The 18,434-nt window shown below is 75.3% G+C and carries 18 protein-coding genes; 8 read left to right on the top strand and 10 right to left on the bottom strand.

Features of this window, described 5'->3' with window-relative positions:
• The first annotated feature begins 118 nt into the window (after positions 1-118).
• From DQ241_RS10015 to DQ241_RS10035, 5 genes are all read left to right on the top strand, one after another.
• Positions 119-895 carry a glycerophosphodiester phosphodiesterase gene (locus tag DQ241_RS10015; RefSeq protein WP_199584334.1) on the top strand — a complete coding sequence of 259 codons (777 nt, stop codon included), beginning with the start codon at positions 119-121 and terminating at the stop codon, positions 893-895.
• Entirely contained in the window at positions 880-1,758 is an 879-nt protein-coding gene (locus tag DQ241_RS10020; protein WP_113830057.1) for a 1-acyl-sn-glycerol-3-phosphate acyltransferase, read from the top strand. The genes DQ241_RS10015 and DQ241_RS10020 overlap by 16 nt, the downstream gene beginning before the upstream one ends.
• A 52-nt stretch (positions 1,759-1,810) precedes the next feature.
• Positions 1,811-3,172, top strand: coding sequence for an MFS transporter (locus DQ241_RS10025; protein ID WP_113830360.1), 1,362 nt, complete (start codon positions 1,811-1,813; stop codon positions 3,170-3,172).
• On the top strand, positions 3,169-3,921 hold the full coding sequence (locus DQ241_RS10030; protein ID WP_113830058.1) for a thymidine kinase: 753 nt from the start codon (positions 3,169-3,171) through the stop codon (positions 3,919-3,921). The genes DQ241_RS10025 and DQ241_RS10030 overlap by 4 nt, the downstream gene beginning before the upstream one ends.
• Positions 3,922-4,112: 191 nt before the next feature.
• Positions 4,113-4,457, top strand: coding sequence for an RNA polymerase-binding protein RbpA (locus DQ241_RS10035; RefSeq protein WP_113830059.1), 345 nt, complete (start codon positions 4,113-4,115; stop codon positions 4,455-4,457).
• 63 nt (positions 4,458-4,520) lie between these two features.
• Here the strand turns inward: DQ241_RS10035 and DQ241_RS10040 are convergent, their stop codons facing one another.
• From DQ241_RS10040 to DQ241_RS10075, 8 genes are all read right to left on the bottom strand, one after another.
• Positions 4,521-5,021, bottom strand: a complete 501-nt coding sequence (locus DQ241_RS10040) for an FxsA family protein (RefSeq protein WP_113830361.1) — start codon at positions 5,019-5,021, stop codon at positions 4,521-4,523.
• A gap of 48 nt (positions 5,022-5,069) precedes the next feature.
• Positions 5,070-5,858 (bottom strand): polyprenol monophosphomannose synthase, encoded by a 789-nt coding sequence (locus tag DQ241_RS10045; protein WP_113830060.1) that lies wholly within the window; start codon positions 5,856-5,858, stop codon positions 5,070-5,072.
• Entirely contained in the window at positions 5,855-7,429 is a 1,575-nt protein-coding gene (lnt, locus tag DQ241_RS10050) for an apolipoprotein N-acyltransferase (RefSeq protein ID WP_233492349.1), read from the bottom strand. Before lnt ends, DQ241_RS10045 begins: the two co-directional genes overlap by 4 nt.
• A gap of 469 nt (positions 7,430-7,898) precedes the next feature.
• Positions 7,899-8,294 carry a MaoC family dehydratase gene (locus DQ241_RS10055; RefSeq protein WP_113830062.1) on the bottom strand — a complete coding sequence of 132 codons (396 nt, stop codon included), beginning with the start codon at positions 8,292-8,294 and terminating at the stop codon, positions 7,899-7,901.
• A complete protein-coding gene (locus DQ241_RS10060; protein WP_113830063.1) occupies positions 8,291-9,034 on the bottom strand; it encodes an OAM dimerization domain-containing protein in 744 nt (247 codons plus the stop codon). The genes DQ241_RS10055 and DQ241_RS10060 overlap by 4 nt, the downstream gene beginning before the upstream one ends.
• On the bottom strand, positions 9,027-10,622 hold the full coding sequence (locus DQ241_RS10065; protein ID WP_113830064.1) for a lysine 5,6-aminomutase subunit alpha: 1,596 nt from the start codon (positions 10,620-10,622) through the stop codon (positions 9,027-9,029). The genes DQ241_RS10060 and DQ241_RS10065 overlap by 8 nt, the downstream gene beginning before the upstream one ends.
• Positions 10,619-12,121: an amidohydrolase gene (locus DQ241_RS10070; RefSeq protein WP_113830065.1), complete on the bottom strand. Its 1,503-nt coding sequence runs from the start codon at positions 12,119-12,121 to the stop codon at positions 10,619-10,621. Before DQ241_RS10070 ends, DQ241_RS10065 begins: the two co-directional genes overlap by 4 nt.
• The gene (locus tag DQ241_RS10075; protein ID WP_199584336.1) at positions 12,118-13,146 is read right to left on the bottom strand and encodes an L-erythro-3,5-diaminohexanoate dehydrogenase; all 1,029 of its coding nucleotides are present in this window, start codon (positions 13,144-13,146) and stop codon (positions 12,118-12,120) included. Before DQ241_RS10075 ends, DQ241_RS10070 begins: the two co-directional genes overlap by 4 nt.
• Positions 13,147-13,260: 114 nt before the next feature.
• On the opposite strand from DQ241_RS10075, the gene DQ241_RS10080 reads away from it, so the two are divergent.
• Together DQ241_RS10080 and DQ241_RS10085 are read left to right on the top strand one after the other, a co-directional pair.
• Positions 13,261-14,670 (top strand): KamA family radical SAM protein, encoded by a 1,410-nt coding sequence (locus tag DQ241_RS10080; RefSeq protein ID WP_113830066.1) that lies wholly within the window; start codon positions 13,261-13,263, stop codon positions 14,668-14,670.
• Positions 14,671-14,740: 70 nt separating this feature from the next.
• Positions 14,741-15,268 (top strand): GNAT family N-acetyltransferase, encoded by a 528-nt coding sequence (locus tag DQ241_RS10085; protein WP_233492350.1) that lies wholly within the window; start codon positions 14,741-14,743, stop codon positions 15,266-15,268.
• Position 15,269: 1 nt separating this feature from the next.
• Here the strand turns inward: DQ241_RS10085 and DQ241_RS10090 are convergent, their stop codons facing one another.
• Positions 15,270-16,127 (bottom strand): 1-acyl-sn-glycerol-3-phosphate acyltransferase, encoded by an 858-nt coding sequence (locus DQ241_RS10090; RefSeq protein WP_113830067.1) that lies wholly within the window; start codon positions 16,125-16,127, stop codon positions 15,270-15,272.
• Positions 16,128-16,141: 14 nt separating this feature from the next.
• Positions 16,142-17,305: a glutamate--cysteine ligase gene (locus DQ241_RS10095; RefSeq protein WP_113830068.1), complete on the bottom strand. Its 1,164-nt coding sequence runs from the start codon at positions 17,303-17,305 to the stop codon at positions 16,142-16,144.
• Between the two features lie 332 nt (positions 17,306-17,637).
• Here DQ241_RS10095 and DQ241_RS10100 point away from each other — a divergent pair, with 332 nt between their 5' ends.
• A complete protein-coding gene (locus tag DQ241_RS10100; RefSeq protein WP_233492351.1) occupies positions 17,638-18,417 on the top strand; it encodes a hypothetical protein in 780 nt (259 codons plus the stop codon).
• Positions 18,418-18,434 lie beyond the last annotated feature (17 nt).

Here is an 18,434-nt window from a genome sequence, read left to right on the forward strand (position 1 = left end):
TCTGCGGAGGCTAGACGGGATCTCCGACAGGACCCGGGGACACGCCAGAGCGGGTCCGGTCCGTTGCCCGGGCGGGGGCTCGACGGGGCCGCGGTGCGCCCCCACTAGCGTGGACGCCGTGGCCTCCGCGCGATTCGCCTTCCTCGACGCGCCCACGCCGTTGGCCATGGCGCACCGCGGCGGCGCCATCGAGCACCTGGAGAACACCATGCCGGCCTTCCAGGCCTGCGTGGACCTCGGCTACCGGTACCTGGAGACCGACGTCCAGGTGACCGCCGACGGCGTGCTGGTCGCCTTCCACGACCCGACCCTGGAGCGGATCACCGACCGCACGGGCCGGGTGGACGCGCTGCGCTGGGCGGAGGTGGCGGAGGCCCGGATCGGTGGCCGGGAACCGGTGGTGCGGCTGGAGGACCTGCTCGCGGCGTGGCCGGACGTCCGCTTCAACCTCGACATCAAGGCCGCCGGCGTCCTGGCCCCGCTGGTGCGCCTCGTCCGGCGGATGGACGTCGCCGACCGGATCTGCCTCGGGTCGTTCTCCGACGCCCGCATCGCCGCGGCCCGCCGGCTGTTCGGCCCCGCGGTCTGCACGTCGCTGGGCCCACGGGGCGTGGCGGCGCTGCGGCTGTCCTCCTACTCCCCCCGTGCCGCCGGGCTGGTGCGCATCCAGGCCGGGTGCGCCCAGGTGCCGCTGCAGCTGGGCGGCCGGGCGCTGGTCGACGAGCGGTTCCTGGCCGCCGCGCACGCCCGCGGCCTGCAGGTGCACGTGTGGACGGTCGACGACCCGGTCGAGGCCGAGCGGATGCTGGACCTCGGCGTCGACGGGATCATGACCGACCGCCCGGCGATGCTCCGGGAGCTGCTCGAGAAGCGGGGCCAGTGGGCACCACGCTGAACGCCCGCACCGCCCCTCCCCTGCCGGGGGAGCTGGCCGCGCTGGTGGGTCCCGAGGACCCGGGGTGGTTCGCCCGCGAGCTGGCCGTGGCCGCGGCGCCGCCCTGGTGGTTCTGGCGGTTCGTGCTGCACCGGCTCGGCTGGGTGGTCGGCCTGTTCGGCCGGATCGAGGCCACCGGCGAGGTCCCGGACCAGCTGCGCCGCGGCCCGCTGCTGCTCGCGGTCAACCACATCGGCGACTTCGACCCCTTCGTCGTGGCCGTCGCGCTGCACCGGCTGGGCGTCCGGCCCCGCATCATGGCCACCGCGGGCATCCTCGGGGTGCCGGTGGTCGGCCGGCTGCTCGAGCGCTGCGGCGTGATCCGGGTGCAGCGGGGCACCGAGCTGGCCCGCACCGCCGTCACCGTCACGCAGGTGGCCCTGGCGCACGGCGGCCACGTCGTCGCCTACCCCGAGGGGCGCCAGGGGCTGGCGCCCGGGCTGTGGCCCGAACGCGGCCGCACGGGCATGGCCCGGCTCGCGCTCACCTCGGGGGTGCCGGTGCTGCCGGTCAGCCAGTGGGGAGCCCACGAGGTGCTGCAGTACGGCCGCGGCTGGGGCAAGGTGCGCACCGCGGCGCGGGCGGTCGTGCGCCGCCCGGTGCTGCGGGTGCACGTCGGCCCGCCCGTGGTGCTCGACGACCTGCGGGCCGGCCGGGTCGGGGACGCCAACCGGGCGCGCACCCGCATCGCGGCGGCCATCACCCGCGGGCTGGTGCCGCTGCGCGCCGACGAGCCGGAGGCACCGCGGTTCCCCGACCCGACCCGCCCGCAGAGCCGGCCCGCCGCCTTCCCTGGCGGCGTCGTCCCGGAGGACATCCCGTGAGCTCCGCCCCCCGGTGCTGGACCGGTCGGTCACCGGCTGGCACCCTGCGCCGGTGACCGCGCCCTCCGCCGCCGGAGCAGCTGCCGACGAGCCCACGGCCGAGCGGGCCCTGCGCCGCGAACGCTTCGGCTGGTACTCCTACGACTGGGCCATGTCGGTCTTCAACACCTCGGTGACGACCGTCTTCCTGGGCCCCTACCTCACGTCGGTCGCCGAGGACGCCGTCGGCGAGGACGGCCGGCTGCCCGTGCTCGGGCTCGACATCCCGCCCGGCAGCTGGTTCTCCTACGTGCTGTCGGTGTCGGTCGTCCTGCAGGTCCTGGTCCTCCCGCTGACCGGCGCCGTCGCCGACCGGACGGGGCGCAAGCGCCAGCTGCTCGGCGGGTTCGCCGCCCTGGGCGCCCTGGCCACGACAGGGCTGTTCTTCGTCGCCGACGGCCGCTACCTGCTCGGGGCGCTGCTGTTCGTCGTGGCCAACATCAGCTTCGGCGCCGCGACCGTCGTCTACTACTCGTGGCTGCCCGACCTGGCCGGGCCCGACGAGCGCGACGCCGTCTCCAGCAAGGGCTGGGCCTTCGGCTACGTGGGCGGTGCCCTGCTGCTCGCCGTGCACCTCGGGCTGGTCCTCGGCGCCGACTCCCTGGGGCTCACCACCGGCGAGGCGGTGCGCATCTGCCTGGCCAGCGCCGGCCTGTGGTGGGGCGCGTTCACCGTGTTCACCCTGTCGCGGCTGCGCGACCGGCCGGTCCGTGACCCCGACGCCGTCCGCACCGGAACCGGGTTCCGGCAGCTGGCGACGACGCTGCGCGAGATGCGCGCCTTCCCGCTGACCCTGTGGTTCCTGGGCGCCTACCTGCTGTTCAACGACGGCGTCCAGACGGTGATCTCGCTGTCGGCGACCTACGCCACCGAGGAGCTGGGCCTCGAGCAGGACGTGCTCACCGGCGCCATCCTCATGGTCCAGGTGGTGGCCATCGCCGGCGCGCTGGGCCTGGGGCGGCTGGCCGGGGTCTACGGCGCCAAGCGCGTGGTGCTCGGTGCGCTCGTCGCCTGGATCGGCGTGCTGCTGGCCGCGTTCTTCCTCCAGGAGGGCGCCGTCGCCCAGTTCTACGCGCTGGCCGCGGTGATCGGGCTGGTCCAGGGCGGCACGCAGGCGCTGTCGCGGTCGCTGTTCAGCCAGCTCATCCCGGCCGGCAAGGAGGCCGAGTACTACGGCTTCTACGAGATCAGCGACCGCGGCACCAGCTGGCTCGGGCCGCTCGCCTTCGGCCTCACCTACCAGCTCACCGGGTCCTACCGGCTGGCGATCGTGAGCCTGGTGGTCTTCTTCGTGGCCGGCTTCGTCGCCCTGGCCCTGCTCCCCATGCGCCGCGCGGTCGTCGCGGCCGGCAACACCCCACCGGAGAAACTGTGACGGCCGATCAGCACCCCTCCCCTCCCCCGGTCCCGCTGCCCGTCCCGGCCGCGGTCCCGGCGTCCGGCGACCGGCGCCGGCACCCGGCGCCGGCGCACCTGCGGTTCTTCCACGGGCCGATGGACTGCGGGAAGTCGACGCTGGCCCTGCAGGTGGACCACAACCAGAGCCGGCAGGGCCGCTACGGGCTGCTGGTGACGCAGGGGGACCGCTCGGCGGCGCCGCAGATCAGCTCCCGCGTGGGGCTGTCCCGCGAGGCGATCGAGATCGACGGCGCGACCGACCTGCGGCTGCTGGTGCGCGACCGGTGGGCGGACGGCCAGCGCGTCGACTACCTGATCGTCGACGAGGCGCAGTTCCTCTCCGCCGCCCAGGTCGACCAGCTCGCCGAGCTCGTCGACGAGTCGCACGTCGACGTCTACGCCTTCGGGCTGACCACCGACTTCCGCACCCGGCTGTTCCCGGGCACCGAGCGGCTGCTGGAGGTCGCCGACGACGTGCAGCGGGTCCAGGTCGAGGTCCTGTGCTGGTGCGGGCTGCCCGGGCTGCTCAACGCGCGGGTCGTCGACGGGGTGATGGTGCGCTCCGGCGAAACCGTCGTCGTGGCCGACACCGCCCCCGCGGAGCTGCCCGGCGAGGAGGGCGGCCCCTCCCCCGCCGTGCGCTACCAGGTGCTGTGCCGGCGGCACCACGTGCGCGGCGAGCTGGGCCCCACCGCGGCCGGTCCCGGGCAGCTCGCGCTCCCCTGAGCCGGCAGCTCACCCCTCCGGGGGGCGGAGGCGCGCAGTTTCTGCCCCCATGCGATGATTGTCCACCGATTCAGCGGAATCTCTCCGCGAACTCCGTCGTTGGTGCAAGTGACTCCCGCAGGCATGGGTAATGCCCCTGCCGGGCGGGCATCGACCGACCGACACCCGAAGCACGAGAGGACCGGTGTGCCATGGGCGAGCGTTCACTGCGCGGCAGCCGACTGGGCAGCGTCAGCTACGAGACCGAGCGGAACACCGCCCCGATCGAGCGGCAGTACGCCGAGTACAAGTGCCCCTCGGGTCACCTCTTCACGGTGCCCTTCGCCGACGACGCGGAGCTCCCGGACACCTGGGAGTGCAAGTTCGACGGCTCCGCGGCCAAGCTGGTGGGCGGCGCCGAGCCGGCCCCCAAGAAGGTCAAGCCCCCGCGGACCCACTGGGACATGCTCCTGGAGCGTCGTTCCGTCGAGGACCTCGAGGAGGTCCTGGCCGAGCGCCTCGAGGTGCTCCGCGGCCGGCGCACCCGCGCCAGCTGACGAAGGACGTCACGACGGCCCCGGTGGAGCGATCCACCGGGGCCGTTCTGCGTCTGCGGGGTGTCAGCGCAGCGGGCGGCCGTCCGGGCCGCGCAGGACCTCGCCCTCGATGACCAGCGGGCCGGCCGCGGGCGCGGGACCGGCGTCGGGCACCTCGGCGGTGCGGACGCTCTCCACCCGCACCGGCGGGCGCAGCCCCACCGGCACCCGCGAGGCGATCAGCCGGCCGAGGACCGCCCGCACCAGCGAGCGGGTGCCCGGCAGCAGGCACAGCAGGCCCACGAGGTCGCCGAGGAACCCGGGCAGCACCATGAGCAGCCCCCCGACGCCGATCAGCCCGGCGTCGCCCAGCTCCCGGCCGGCCGACCGCCGGGTGCGGGCCCGCTCGCGCAGCTCGGCCAGCGCCCTGGTCCCCTGCCGGGCCAGAAGCACCCAGCCCAGCGCACTGGTGGCCAGCGTCGCGAGGACGGTCCAGCCGACCCCGATCCACTGCGCCACCAGGACGAGCACGATCACCTCGGCCAGGGCCCAGAGCCCGACCAGCAGCCGCAACCGTCGTCCCACCACGTCCTGCCTCTCCTGCCCCGTCCGAGACCGGCGGCGGCGACCCGCCTACCGGGCCGCGCTCGACCGCCCGCCGTCGCGGGGCCGCGCCGGCACGGGCCGGGAGATCCGGCCCGGCAGCCGGTCGGCCAGCCGGTCGCGGAGGCCCCACGCGGTGACCCGTACCAACGCCTCTCCAACGATCGAGCCGCTCATCTTGCTCCTGCCGTGCTCCCGCTCGGCGAAGGTGATGGGCACCTCGCGGACCCGCGCGCCGGCCCGCACCGCCCGCCAGGCCCAGTCGACCTGGAAGCAGTAGCCCTGGCTGGCGACGTCGTCGAACGGCAGCCGGTCGAGGAGCGTGCGCCGCGCGGCCCGGTACCCGCCGGTGGCGTCGCGCAGCGGCAGCCGCAGCGCCCAGCGCGTGTACCGGTTGCCGGCGCGCGACAGGAGCAGGCGGTGCAGCGGCCAGTCGACCACGCTCCCGCCGGGCACGTAGCGGGAGCCCAGCACCAGGTCGGCGTCGGCCAGGCCGGCCAGGAGCTGCGGGAGCTGCTCGGGGGCGTGCGAGCCGTCGGCGTCCATCTCGACGACGACGTCGTACCCGTGCTCCGCGGCCCAGCCGAAGCCGGCGACGTAGGCCGGGCCCAGGCCGGCCTTCTCGGTGCGGTGCAGCACGTGCACGCGCGGGTCCGCGGCGGCCAGGCGGTCGGCAAGCTCGCCGGTGCCGTCCGGCGAGCCGTCGTCCACGACCAGCGCGTGCGCGTCCGGGACGGCGGCGTGCAGCCGCGCCAGGACCGTCTCCAGGTTCTCGATCTCGTCGTAGGTCGGCACCACCACGAGCACGCGGTCGGTCACCGGGCCGCCCGGTTCCGGCGCACGGCGACGGCCAGCGCGCCCAGGCCCACCGCGGTGAGCGCCCACTCGGGGGCCGAGCCCAGGCGGGTCGCCAGGGTGCGGCTGCCACGCTGGGCGATCTCCTCGACGAACACGTCGGGGGTGAACAGCTCCGAGGAGCGCACCACCGAGCCGTCGGGCGCGACGATCGCCGAGATCCCGCTGGTCGCGGCGATGGCCACGGTGCGGCCGTGCTCGACCGCCCGGAGCCGGCTGATCGCCAGCTGCTGCTCGCTCTCGTCGGTGTAGCCGAAGGTGGCGTTGTTGGTCTGGACGACGAGCATGCCGGCGCCGGCCACGTCGTGCACCAGGCCGTCGTAGACCACCTCGAAGCAGATGAGGTCACCCAGCTGCGTGCCGCCGACGTCGAGCAGGCCGACGTCGTCCCCGGCGGCGAAGTCGCGGCGCACCAGGTCGACCTGGTCGCTGAACAGCCGGAAGAAGGAGCGGTAGGGGATGTACTCGCCGAAGGGCACGGGGTGCCGCTTCACGTAGGTCTCCCCCGGGCCCTCGTCGGGGTCCCAGACGATCGCGGTGTTGCTGATGGAGCGGCCCGGTCCGTCGACGACCGCACCGACGAGCACCGGCACGCCGATGGCGGTGGCCGCGCGGTCGATCTGCGCCGCGGCGTCGTCGTTGGTGTAGGGGTCGATGTCGGAGCTGTTCTCCGGCCAGATCACCAGGTCCGGCTGCGGCTGCTCCCCGGCCTCGACCGCGTCGGCCAGCTCCAGGGTGCGCTGCACGTGGTTGTCGAGCACCGCGCGCCGCTGGGCGTTGAAGTCGAGCCCGGCCCGCGGGACGTCGCCCTGGATGACCGCGACGGTCGCCGTCGGACCGCCGGTGGTGAGCGAGGGCCCGGCCAGCGGCAACCACGCCGTCGCGCCGATCAGCAGGACGGCGCCGGCCGCGGCGAGGCGCACGGCGGCGGTCCGGGGCGCGCGGCGGCCCACCAGGACGGCCCCGGCCAGGAGGGCGCCGAGCAGGGCCACCGCGAAGCTCACCAGCGGCACCCCGCCGTAGGCGGCGAGGGACAGCAGCGGGCCGTCGGTCTGGCTCAGCCCGAGCCGGCCCCACGGGAAGCCGCCGAAGGGCGCGCGCCCGCGCAGCGCCTCCTGGGCCACCCACAGCGCCGCCACCCACACCGGCCACCCGGGCAGCCGGGTCGCCAGCGCCGTGGCGCCGCCGAGCAGCGCCAGGTACAGCGACTGCACGACCGCGAGGGCCAGCCAGGGGAACGACCCGACGTACACGCCGGTCCAGGACAGCAGCGGGACGAAGAAGGCGAGGCCGGTGACCAGCCCGAGCCACACCCCGAACCGGACCCGCACGCGGTGCGCCGCCACGGTCAGGGCGGCCGGACCCAGCACGGCCAGCGGCAGGATCCCGGCGGAGGGGAAGGCCAGCATCATGGCCAGGCCGCCGAGCGCGGCCAGCAGCGTCCGCCAGGGCAGCCGGGCGGTCAGGCCCGTCAGCCGGCCGGAGCCGGGGTCCGCCGTCGGCACGGCAGGCGCCGGCGCGCTCGGAGCCGCCACCACGCATGCCCTCCCGGGAACCGTCCCGACCGTCACCGGGACGTCGCCCAGAGCCGGGGTGCCTCCCCGAACCGGTCGGACGGGGTCCGGACCGCCACGCTCGTCGCCGCGGTCCTGACCCAGCATCCCACTCGCCCCGTCGCGCTGGACGAGGTCATTCCCCCGACCGGGGTGCGCGCCGGCGGGGTCCCGGTCGGGCTCTCGTCTTCGGGCCGGACGGCCGGTCGCTGGCGGCGACCGGCGCGACCGTTGTCTGATGACGGGGTCCGCTCGGGTTCCGCCGGGTTCGCCGGCCGCTCCCCCGGGTCTCACGCCGGCCCCCGCGGCCCGGTTCGCACCGGAGGGCCCGCACGCTGGATCCGAGGGGCACGGCGCGGTGCTCCCGGAAGAAGAACTGCAGGGACTGTAAGAACACAGCGCGGTCGTGCCGACACTTCCGGTAACCGGGAGACCGACTGTGACCCGATCGTTACCCTGCTGCCGGCACGACGAGGGTCGCCACGGCCTCGACGACGATCAGCGGCTCGTCGAGCACCCGCGCTGCGGAGGCCCCCCGCTCCGGCTCGGCCCGGGCCACGACGCGCGCGGTGCAGCGCAGCTCCCGGCTGCGCCGGCCGATGCGGACCACCTCGGCCGTCGCCTCCAGCACGTCGCCGGCCCGGACGGGCCCGAGGAAGCGGACCTCGGAGTAGCCGGCCAGCAGCCCCTCGTCGCCGTCCATGACGATCGCGACCTCGGTGGCGACGTCGCCGAACAGCCCGAGGCTGTAGGCGCCGTCGACCAGCGAGCCGCCGTAGTGGGCGTGCGCGTAGGGCACGTAGCGGCGGTGGGTGACGGTGAGGCCGAGCCTCGGGTCCTCGGTCATCGGGGCTCCTCCGGGATCAGTGCGTGCACCAGGTAGCTGGCGACCTCGCCGGGCGTCGTCCCCCGGCCGAAGACCTTGTCCACGCCGAGGTCGGCGGCCATCGCGGGGTCGAAGCGCGGGCCGCCGACGACGAGCAGGGGGCGCTGCTCCCCCATCGCCTCGCGGAAGGCGGCGGCCAGCTCGCGGGTGTTGCGCAGGTGGGCGTCCTTCTGCGTGACGACCTGGGAGACGAGGACGGCGTCGGCGCGGGCGGCGCGGGCCCTGGCCACGAGCTCGGGCACCGTGACCTGGGCGCCGAGATTCGTCACGGCCATCTCGCGCAGGTACTCCAGGCCCTTCTCCCCCGCGAAGCCCTTCACGTTGAGGATCGCGTCGATGCCGACCGTGTGCGCGTCCGTTCCGATGCAAGCGCCGAGCACGACCAGCTTGCGGTTGAGGCCGGTCCGGATCGCGGCGTTGATCTCCGCCGACGACAGCAGCGGGTAGGCCCGCTCCTCGACGACGACGGCGTCCAGGTCGACCAGGTGCTGCACGCTGCCGTAGACGACGAAGAAGGTGTAGCCGCTGTCGATGGCGTGGCTGTGCACGACCATCGCGGGGTGGATGCCCATCTTGTTCGCCAGCTGGAGCGCGGCGCCGTCGGCCTTCGGCCCGGCGGGCACGGGCAACGTGAACGAGGTCTGCACCATCCCGTCGCCGGTGGTGTCGCCGTACGGCCGCACGATCGAACCGTCAGGCATGGTCGGCTTCCCCCTGTTCTCCCAGGAGCTCCAGCGCGGGGTTGTACGCGTCCGGGCCGGTCGCCACGACGCCGTCCAGGCCTTTGCCGCCGTCGGCGGGGCGCCGGGTGATGCCGAAGGTGCCGTCGGCGATCGCCTGGATCAGCCCCTCGGGGTGGTCGGCGATCTTCTCCAGCAGCCCGACGGCCTCGGTGAGCACGGTGTGCGCCCGCCGGTCGATGAACCCGCCCCGCGGCGGGGAGAAGTCCTCGGCCAGGTTGCCCGCAGCGTCGAGCACGTAGCGGACGTTGCGCAGCGCCAGGTCGCGGTCGGACAGCCACGGCGTCACCACGGCCTCGGTCATCATCCCGACCAGCAGGATGCCCTGTCCGGTCAGCGCTCCGGCCAGGTTGAAGAACCCGTCGAGCAGGTAGCCGCGGAACACGTCGCCGGTCATGTGCTTGGTCGGCGGCATCCACTTCAGCGGCGCGTCCGGGAAGAGGCTGCGGGCCAGCAGCGCGTGCGCGAGCTCGAGCCGGAAGGACTCGTGCCGCTCGGGCTGGATCTCGAAGGCGTGGCCGAGCCCCAGCTGCCAGTCCTCGAGCCCCGCCTCGTGCGCGAGGGTCTCGTTGAGCAGCTGGCTGACCGTGACCGTGTGCGCCTCGTCGACGGCGTCGGCGGTGGTGAGGTAGTTGTCCTCGCCGGTGTTGATGATGATCCCGGCGCGGGCGTGCACCATCCGGCTGAACCGCTGGTCGACGAAGGTGCGCCGCGGGTTGATGTCGCGGAAGAGGATCCCGTACATCGCGTCGTTGAGCATCATGTCCAGCCGCTCGAGCCCGGCCAGGACGGCGATCTCGGGCATGCACAGGCCGGACGCGTAGTTGGTGAGCCGCACGTAGCGGCCCAGCTCGGCGCTGACGTCGTCCAGGGCGGCCCGCATGAGCCGGAAGTTCTCCTGGGTGGCGTACGTGCCGGCGTAGCCGGTGCGGGTGGCGCCCTCGGGCACGTAGTCCAGCAGCGACTGCCCGGTGGAGCGGATGACGGCGATGACGTCGGCCCCGGCCCGGGCGGCGGCCTGGGCCTGCGGGATGTCCTCGTGGATGTCGCCGGTGGCCACGATCAGGTAGATCCACGGCCGGCGCGGGGGGTCCCCGTGCTGCGCCACCAGCTCCTCGCGGCGCCGCCGGTTGGCGTCGATCCGGGCGATGCCGCCGGCGACCGCGGCGCGGGCCGCCGCGCGGGCGCGCTCGGCGTCCGCACCGGTGGGTACCGCGAACCGCGCCGTGCCGGCGCCCACCTCCTCGGCGAGCTGCTGGAGGGTCCTCCCGGACGCCAGCGCGTGCCAGACCGGCAGCGCGACGCCGGACTCCAGCCCCACCTGGTCCCGGACGGCGTCGACCACCCGGTTCACCCACGGCACCCGGTCCTCGACCCTCCCCTCCCCCGTCACCGGGTCGGTGCCGGTGAGGCCGGCCAGGCGCAGCACCGCCCGCTCGACGGAGACGGTGGTGTGCCGGTGGGCGAGGTCGACGACCGGCGCGGCGGCCCGGGCGGCCAGCTCCCGCGCCCGCGCCACCAGGGCGGGGTCCAGCTCGAGACGGGTCATGCGGGTTCTCCTCCGACGACCAGCAGGCGGCAGGCGGGGCGCTCCCGGCCGGCGAGGACGGTGGACAGCGTGCTGGTGGTGGCCCAGAGCGCGAGGTCGGCGGGGGCGCCGGCGGCGAGCGGGCCGGCGGGGTGCTCCCGCCGGGCGGCGGACCAGCCCCCGTGGGTGGCGGCGTCGAAGGCGTCGAAGGGGCGCAGCCCCGAGCCGGGCGTCCGGTGGTCGACGGCGGCGTGCACGCCGCCCCACGGGTCGAGCGCGGTCACCGGGGCGTCGCTGCCCAGCGCCAGGACGACGCCGGCGTCGGCGAGGTCGGCGAAGGGGTTGGTGCCGGCCGCGCGCTCGGCGCCGAGCCGCTCGGCGTACATGCCGGCGTCGCCACCCCAGGCGGCGTCGAAGGCCGGCTGCACGCTGGCGACGACGCCCCAGACGGCCATGCGGTCGACGACGTCGTCGTCGGGCATCTCCAGGTGCTCGAGGCGGTGCCGGCAGGCGCGGACGGCCGCCACGCCCAGCTCGTCGACCACCGTCCCGATCGCGTCCAGGACCTGCCGGACGGCGACGTCGCCGATGACGTGGAACCCGGCCTGGATCCCCGCCTCGGTGCAGGCGCGGACGTGGTGCACCAGCGACGCCGTGTCGAAGCGGAGTGCCCCGGAGGTGCCCGGCCGGTCGGCGTAGGGGGTGCTCAGGGCGGCGGTGTGCGACCCGAAGGCGCCGTCGCAGAACAGGTCGCCACCCGCGCCGACGAGCCCGAGCTCGCGCACCAGGTCGAGCCCTCCGCGCTCGGCCAGCTCGCCCCAGTAGCCGAGCACCCGCGGCCCCGGCTGCTCCCCCGCCAGGGCGAGCAGCCCGGCGAGGTCGTCGGCGCCCGACACCTCGGGACCGGCCATCTCGTGCAGCGTCCCGATGCCCAGCGCCGCCGCGGCGTCGAGGGTGGCGCGCTGGGCGGCCCGCCGCTGCGCCGGGGTGACCGCCCCGAAGGCGGCCTGGCGCGCGGCGTGGTGGGCGTCCAGGCGCAGCTGCCCGTCCGGCGCGTACCCGGGCAGCTCCGCGATGCCGGGGATGCGGTCGAGCAGCGCGGTGGAGACGGTCGCCGAGTGGACGTCGACCCGCGCCAGGTAGACCGGCCGGTCGCCGGCGACGTCGTCCAGGTCGGCCCGGGTCAGCCCCCGCCCCTCCGGCCAGCCGGTCTCGTCCCACCCGGTGCCGAGCACCACGCCTCCCGCCGCGGCGGCGAGGTGCTCCCGCAGCGCCGCGACGGCGCCGGCAACGCTCGAGCTCGAGTGGAGGTCGAGACCGGTGAGCGCCAGTCCGGTCGCCGTCGCGTGCACGTGCGCGTCGACGAAGGCCGGGGTGAGCAGCGCCCCCTCCCCCGCGACGGTCCGACCGGCGGACGGCGCGTCCACGGCGTCGCCGAGCCAGGTGATCCGGCCGCGGTCGACGTGCACCGCCCGGCCCGGGCGGTCGCCGATCGTCACGTCGGTGAGGAGCAGGCTCACGCGTGCACCCGCGGATCGACCAGGGCGCGCACGCCCGGCGTCGTCCGGTAGAGGTCCAGGGCCATCGCCGCGTGCCCCGGCGTGTAGCCGTTGCCCACCAGCATCGTCACGTCCGCCGCCATCCCCTCCGCGCCCAGGGCCGCCGCCGGGAAGGAGGTGGCCATGGAGAAGAAGACCACGGTGCCGCCCTGGGCCGTGGCGAGGACCGCGCCGTGCTCCGCCCCCGGGACGTCCACGCACACCACGGTCAGGTCGGCCGGGGTGCCCACGGCGGCGGCGACGGCCAGCGGATCGGTCGCGTCGGCGACCACCACCCGGTCGGCCAGGCCGGCGGCGGTCAGGGCGGCCGCCTCCGCCTCGTCGCGCACCAGCCCGGTGAGCGACGAGGCCCCGGCCGCGCGGGCCGCGGCGAGGGAGAGGCAGCCGCTCTTGCCCGCGGCGCCCAGCACCACGACCGACCGGGCGCCGCTCCGCTCCACGACGCGGGCGGTCGCGGCGGGGGCGCCGCAGACGTCGAGCAGGGCGAGCGCCACCGGCTCGGGCAGGTCGTCGGGCAGCACGGCGGCGATGGAGCGGGCGAAGAGGATCGCCGTCCCTTCTGCGGGGACCTGCTCGGAGCGACCGTCCCAGCGCACCAGCCCGTCGGTGATCCGCAGCGGGGTGAGGGTGAGCGAGACGAGGGTGGCCACCCGCTGGCCGGCCGCGAGCCCGAGCGGGGACTCCGCGCCGACGGCGTCGACGACCCCGATGAGCATCCCTCCGGAGCCGGTGACCGGGTTCTGCATCTTGCCGCGCTCGGCGACGATGGCCAGGACCGCCTCGCGGACGGCGTCGCCGTTCCCGCCGCAGGCCTCGGAGAGCTGGCGGAACGACGCCGCGTCGAGGTTGAGCCGCTGCACCGCGATGCGCACCTCGTCCGGCCCGATCGCCGGGTCCGTGTCGAGGCGGAGCGCGGCCTGCGGCAGCACACCGGGGGGCTCCAGCACGCGGTGCACGCCCAGTGCCCGCTCCGCCGCTCCGTGCACGCGCCTCTCCCGTCTGCCCGGTCCGTCGCAGGAGAACCTAGCGTGAACGGCCTCCGACGCCGAAGATCCTCCCGTAGGGTGCCCCGTGTTGGCGAACGACGAGGAGGCAGCACCGTGCTGGAACAGCCTTACGGGTACGTCGCGCGGGAGCTCGTCGAGCCCGACTGGCGGCGGCTGCCGGGCTTCGCCGACGTGACGCCGGAGCAGTGGCGCAGCGCCCAGTGGCAGCGGGTCAACTGCGTGAAGAACCTGCGCCAGCTCCGCGGCGTCTACGGCGACCTGCTCGACGAGTCCTTCTACGCCGACGTCGAGGCCGACCAGGCGGGGCGGGCGACGATGTCGCTGCTGCTGCCGCCCCAGATGCTCAACACGATGGTCCCGGACGCGGTGCCGACGACCGCGGCGATGCTGGCCGACCCCGTGCGCCGCTACATGCTGCCCGTGGCGTCCGACCGGCTCCCGGGCGCGGCGGCCAGCCACCCGTACGCCGCGCGCGACTCGCTGCACGAGCACGAGATGTGGGCGGTCGAGGGGCTCACCCACCGCTACCCCACCAAGGTGCTGGCCGAGCTGCTGCCCACCTGCCCGCAGTACTGCGGCCACTGCACGCGCATGGACCTGGTCGGCAACTCCACGCCCGCCGTCGACAAGCTGAAGTTCGAGCTGAAGCCGGTCGACCGGCAGGCCGAGATGCTCGCGTACCTGCGCCGCACCCCTGGGGTCCGTGACGTCGTCGTCTCCGGCGGTGACGTGGCGAACCTGCCGTTCAAGAACCTGGAGGCGTTCGTCGCCGGGCTGCTGGAGATCGAGTCGGTCCGCGACATCCGGCTGGCCTCCAAGGCGCTCATGGGGCTGCCCCAGCACTGGCTGCAGGACGACGTCGTGGCCGGCATGACCCGGCTGGCCGGCACCGCCCGCGCCCGCGGGGTGTCGCTGGCCGTCCACACGCACGTGAACGCCGCCCAGTCGGTGACCCCGCTGGTGGCCGAGGCGGCGCGCGCGATGCTGGCGGCCGGCGTGCGCGACGTGCGCAACCAGGGGGTGCTGCTGCGCGGGGTCAACGCCACCGCCCCGCAGCTGCTCGACCTGTGCTTCGCGCTCCAGGACGGCGCCTCGATCACGCCGTACTACTTCTACATGTGCGACATGATCCCCAGCGCCGAGCACTGGCGGGTGTCGCTGGCCGAGGCGCAGACGCTGCAGCACGACATCATGGGCTACCTCCCCGGCTTCGCGACGCCGCGGATCGTCTGCGACGTCCCCTACGTCGGGAAGCGCTGGGTGCACCAGGTCGCCGAGTACGACCGCGAGCGCGGCATCAGCTACTGGACCAAGAACTACCGCACCGGCATCGAGGCCGGCGACGAGGCGGCCCTGGACCGGCGCTACACCTACTACGACCCGATCGCGACGCTGCCGGAGAGCGGCCGCGCGTGGTGGGCGCAGCGGGACGTCGACCCGGTCGCGGCGGAGTTGCGCGCGGCGAGCTCGCGGGCGGCGTCGGCGGCGGACCTGGCGGGCTGAGCCCGGGCACGGTGCCGGGCCGCGGCGGGCCGGCATGTTTGCCGGTCGGGGTCGGCGGTAGCCATCTGCGGTGGGGGCGACGCTGGAGCTGCTGCGGACCGAGCGGCTGCGGCTGCGCGCCTGGACCGCCGCGCCCGGGGACCTGGCGCGGCTGACCGACATCTACGGCCGTGACGAGGTCACCCGCTGGCTGGGCGGCCCTCCGACGGTGCCCCCGGCCGAGCTGGTGGCCCGGTGGGAGGCGGTGCACGCCCGCGACGACCGGTTCGGCTGCTGGGCGGTGGAGCGGCGTGACGGCGTGGTGGCCGGGACGCTGCTGCTGAAGCCGTTGCCGAACGGAGTCGGCGAGGTGGAGGTCGGCTGGCACCTGCACCCGGACTCGTGGGGGCACGGCTACGCCACCGAGGCGGCGCGGGCGGTGGTCGACCGCGCGTTCGCCGCCGGCCTCCCGGAGGTCTACGCGGTGGTCCGCCCCGGCAACGCGCCGTCGCTGGCGGTGTGCCGCCGGCTGGGCATGACCCCGCTCGGGCGCATGACCCGCTGGTACGACGTCGAGCTGGAGGTCTTCCGGCAGATGGCGCCGGCCGTCGTGGACTGAGTCAGCGCCCGACCAGGCCGCGGAGGCGGGCGACCAGGCTCTTCCTGGCCCGCTTGGGACCGTGGCCGGCGGCGCGGGCGGAGTCCTGCACGGCGGCCTCCTCCGGCGTGGGGGCCGTGCCGCCCAGGTGCACGGGCAGCCACCAGCTGTCGTCCGGGCCGGCGGGCTGCTCCGGGTAGGTGCGCTGGGCCTCGTCGAGCAGCGCCTCCATCGCGACGCGGGTGCGCACGAGCAGCTGCTGCACCTTCTCCCCGGGCTCGGCGACGATGGGCTCGCCGAGGATCACCGTCACCGGGGTGCCGCGGCGCCACTGCACCTTGTGGCCCTTGGTGGCCACGCGGTGCCCGCCCCAGACGGCGGCGGGGATGATCGGCACGCCGGCGTCGAGGGCCATGCGCGCCGCTCCGGCCTTGAGCTCCTTGACGGTGAAGCTGCGGCTGATGGTCGCCTCGGGGAAGACGCCGACGACCTCGCCGTCCTTGAGGGCGCGGACAGCGGACTCGAAGGCGGCCGAGCCGGCCTTCCGGTCGACCGGGATGTGCTGCATGGCGCGCATGAAGGGCCCGGCGAACCAGTTCTCGAAGACGGCGGACTTCGCCATGAACCGGACCAGGCGGTGCTGCGGCAGGGCGCCGAGCCCGAGGAAGGTGAAGTCGAAGAAGCTGACGTGGTTGCTGCAGATGACCGCGCCGCCGCTGGCCGGCACGTGCTCGGACCCGCGCACGTCGAAGCGGAAGCGGAAGAGCCGGAAGACGACCAGCGCGACCCGGATGATGAACCGGTAGGGGCGGTCGCGCTTCGGTGGGGCCGCGCCGAACAGGTCGGTGCGGACGACGTCCCGCCAGCTCGCCGTGTACATGACCGGACCCTAACTTACGGTGCCGTAGGTCGCTCCGCGCCGGCCGTGACGTCCACCGCGGCCCGGACGACCGCGGTCGGGTCGCCGGTCGCCGCGAGGACGCGGCGCTGCAGGTCCGCGCCGGTGCCGCGGTCGAGCAGGGCGGCCACCCCGGCGCTGACCCGCTCGTCGTCACCGGCTTCGGCCAGGGCCGGCCGCACGTGCTCCAGCAGGTCGGTGAGGACGGCGGCCGCGGGGGCCGGGCGGCCGGTGCGCGGGTGCACCAGATCGCCGGTCAGGCCCGAGCGGCCGGCCCGCCAGACGGCCAGCCGCAGCACCTCGGCACGCATGCCGGGGACGGCTGCGCCGGAGCGCCACTCGCGCGCGGCGGTCTCGACCAGCCCGCGGACCAGCCCGGCGAGGGTGACGGCGTCCTCGACGCGGAGGCAGACGTCGGCGGTGCGGACCTCGACGGTGGGCCAGTTCGCCGACAGCCGGGCGTCGAAGTAGACCATCCCGGTGTCCAGCACGGTCCCGGTCGCGAGCACGTCGTCGACGAGGCGGTGGTAGTCCGCCGCGTCGGCGAACGGGCCGTTCGGGCCGGCCGACGGCCAGCGGTGCCACACCTGCGAGCGGAAGCTGGCGTAGCCGGTGTCCTGGCCGCGCCAGTACGGCGAGTTGGACGTGAGCGCGGTGAGCACGGGCAGCCACACCCGGATGCGGTTGAGGACGGCGACGCCCTCCTCGTCGTCCTCGACGGACACGTGCACGTGGCAACCGCAGGTGAGCACGTCGCGCGCGGTCTGCCCGAAGGCCTCGAGCAGCCGGCCGTAGCGCTCGCCCTCGGTGTGCACGGGCACGACGTCGACGGGCGAGGTGGCCAGCGCCGCCACGCGGGCACCGACGGCGACGGCCGCCGCGTCGGCGCGGTTCCGCCAGTGCCGCAGCTCCCGGTGCACCTCGTCGAGCGTCGTGCAGACGCGGGTGCCCAGCTCCATCTGCTGGGCCTTGAGCTCGGGGACGAGGTGTGCCGTGCCCTGCTCCGCGTCGTCCCCTGCGCGCTCGGCGCGATCGTGCTCGGCGACGTCCTCCCCCTCGCCGCGGCGGGAGGCGACCTCGAGCGCCTCGGGGCCCAGGGGCGCGGGGACGCCGTCCGGGCCGATGACCAGCAGCTCTTCCTCGACCCCGACCGTGCGCACCTGTTCATGATCAGCAGTCGGACGGCTCGGCGCGCGGTGGTCTTGGTGAGGCCACCCCATCGAGGGTCCGTGACCGTTATCCCCAAGTGTTCTGCGGGAGCAGCACCACCTGCGGTGCCGCTGCTCCCCCTGGTTCCGTTCCAGCGCCGTCGCGGCATTCGGCGATTGCTGATGCGCCGCCCGGAGGGCGGCGCCGTTGTCGACGGCAGGTGACCACGGAATCGGACCTGCATCGTTGTTGGGGATAACGGTAGTGTCCCGACATGGCGCGCTCGTGGCAGCAGCCCTTACCGGAGATGCCGGCCCCTCCTCCGGCCCGTGCATGGCGTCGGTTGGACGGGCCGCCCGGGTACGAGGCGCAGTGGCGCCGCATCGCGGAGGCCGCGCTCGAGCTGGGCATGGGCCCCGACGAGGTGGCGCAGACCGGGCTGGACCCGCTGGCCGCGGCCCGCGGGTGGAAGCCGGCGACGGTGGCGCTGTACAGCAAGGTGCTGCGCTACGGCGGGCTGGCGCTGCCCCGCGTGCCCACCCCAGAGCCGGATCCACCCGAGCTGGACCTGCGGCCGCTCACCCAGGTGCGGGGTGAGGACCCGGAGCACCTGCGGGCGGTCGCCTGGTGCGCGCTGGCGCTGGGCTGGCCGGCCCCGGTCGCCCGGTTCCGCTCGCTGCGCCGCGACCAGGTGCACGCCACGACCCGCCGGCTGCTGCTGCTCACCGACGACGGCGAGTGGTCGGTGCCGGGCGCGCTGACGGCGTGGCACGCGTGGGAGGCGGTGCGGGGGCGGTTCCCGGCGCTCGCGGCGAGCCCGTGGGTGCTGCCGGCGCTGCGCCGGGGCCCTGGGCTGGATTCGGCGGTCGGGGGGCGGCTGTCGAACCAGGCGCTGCAGGTCACCTTCACCAAGCACGCGCGGCGGACCGCGCAGCACCTGCGGGCGACCGCTCCCCCGTCGCGGGTCGAGGCGGTGGAGGAGCTGGCGACGGCCTACCGGGACCTGTCCTACGACTCCTACCGGCGGCTGGCGCTGGCCGCCGGTGCTCCGCCGGTCGCGCCCCGCGGCGTGGTCCGGGCGTCCCGGGCCGTCCACCGCTCCTCGCGCCGGGCCACCGGCTGACGGGCTCGCCACGGACG

This window comes from Blastococcus sp. TF02A-30 (assembly GCF_003319185.1).
Classification (GTDB): domain Bacteria; phylum Actinomycetota; class Actinomycetes; order Mycobacteriales; family Geodermatophilaceae; genus Blastococcus.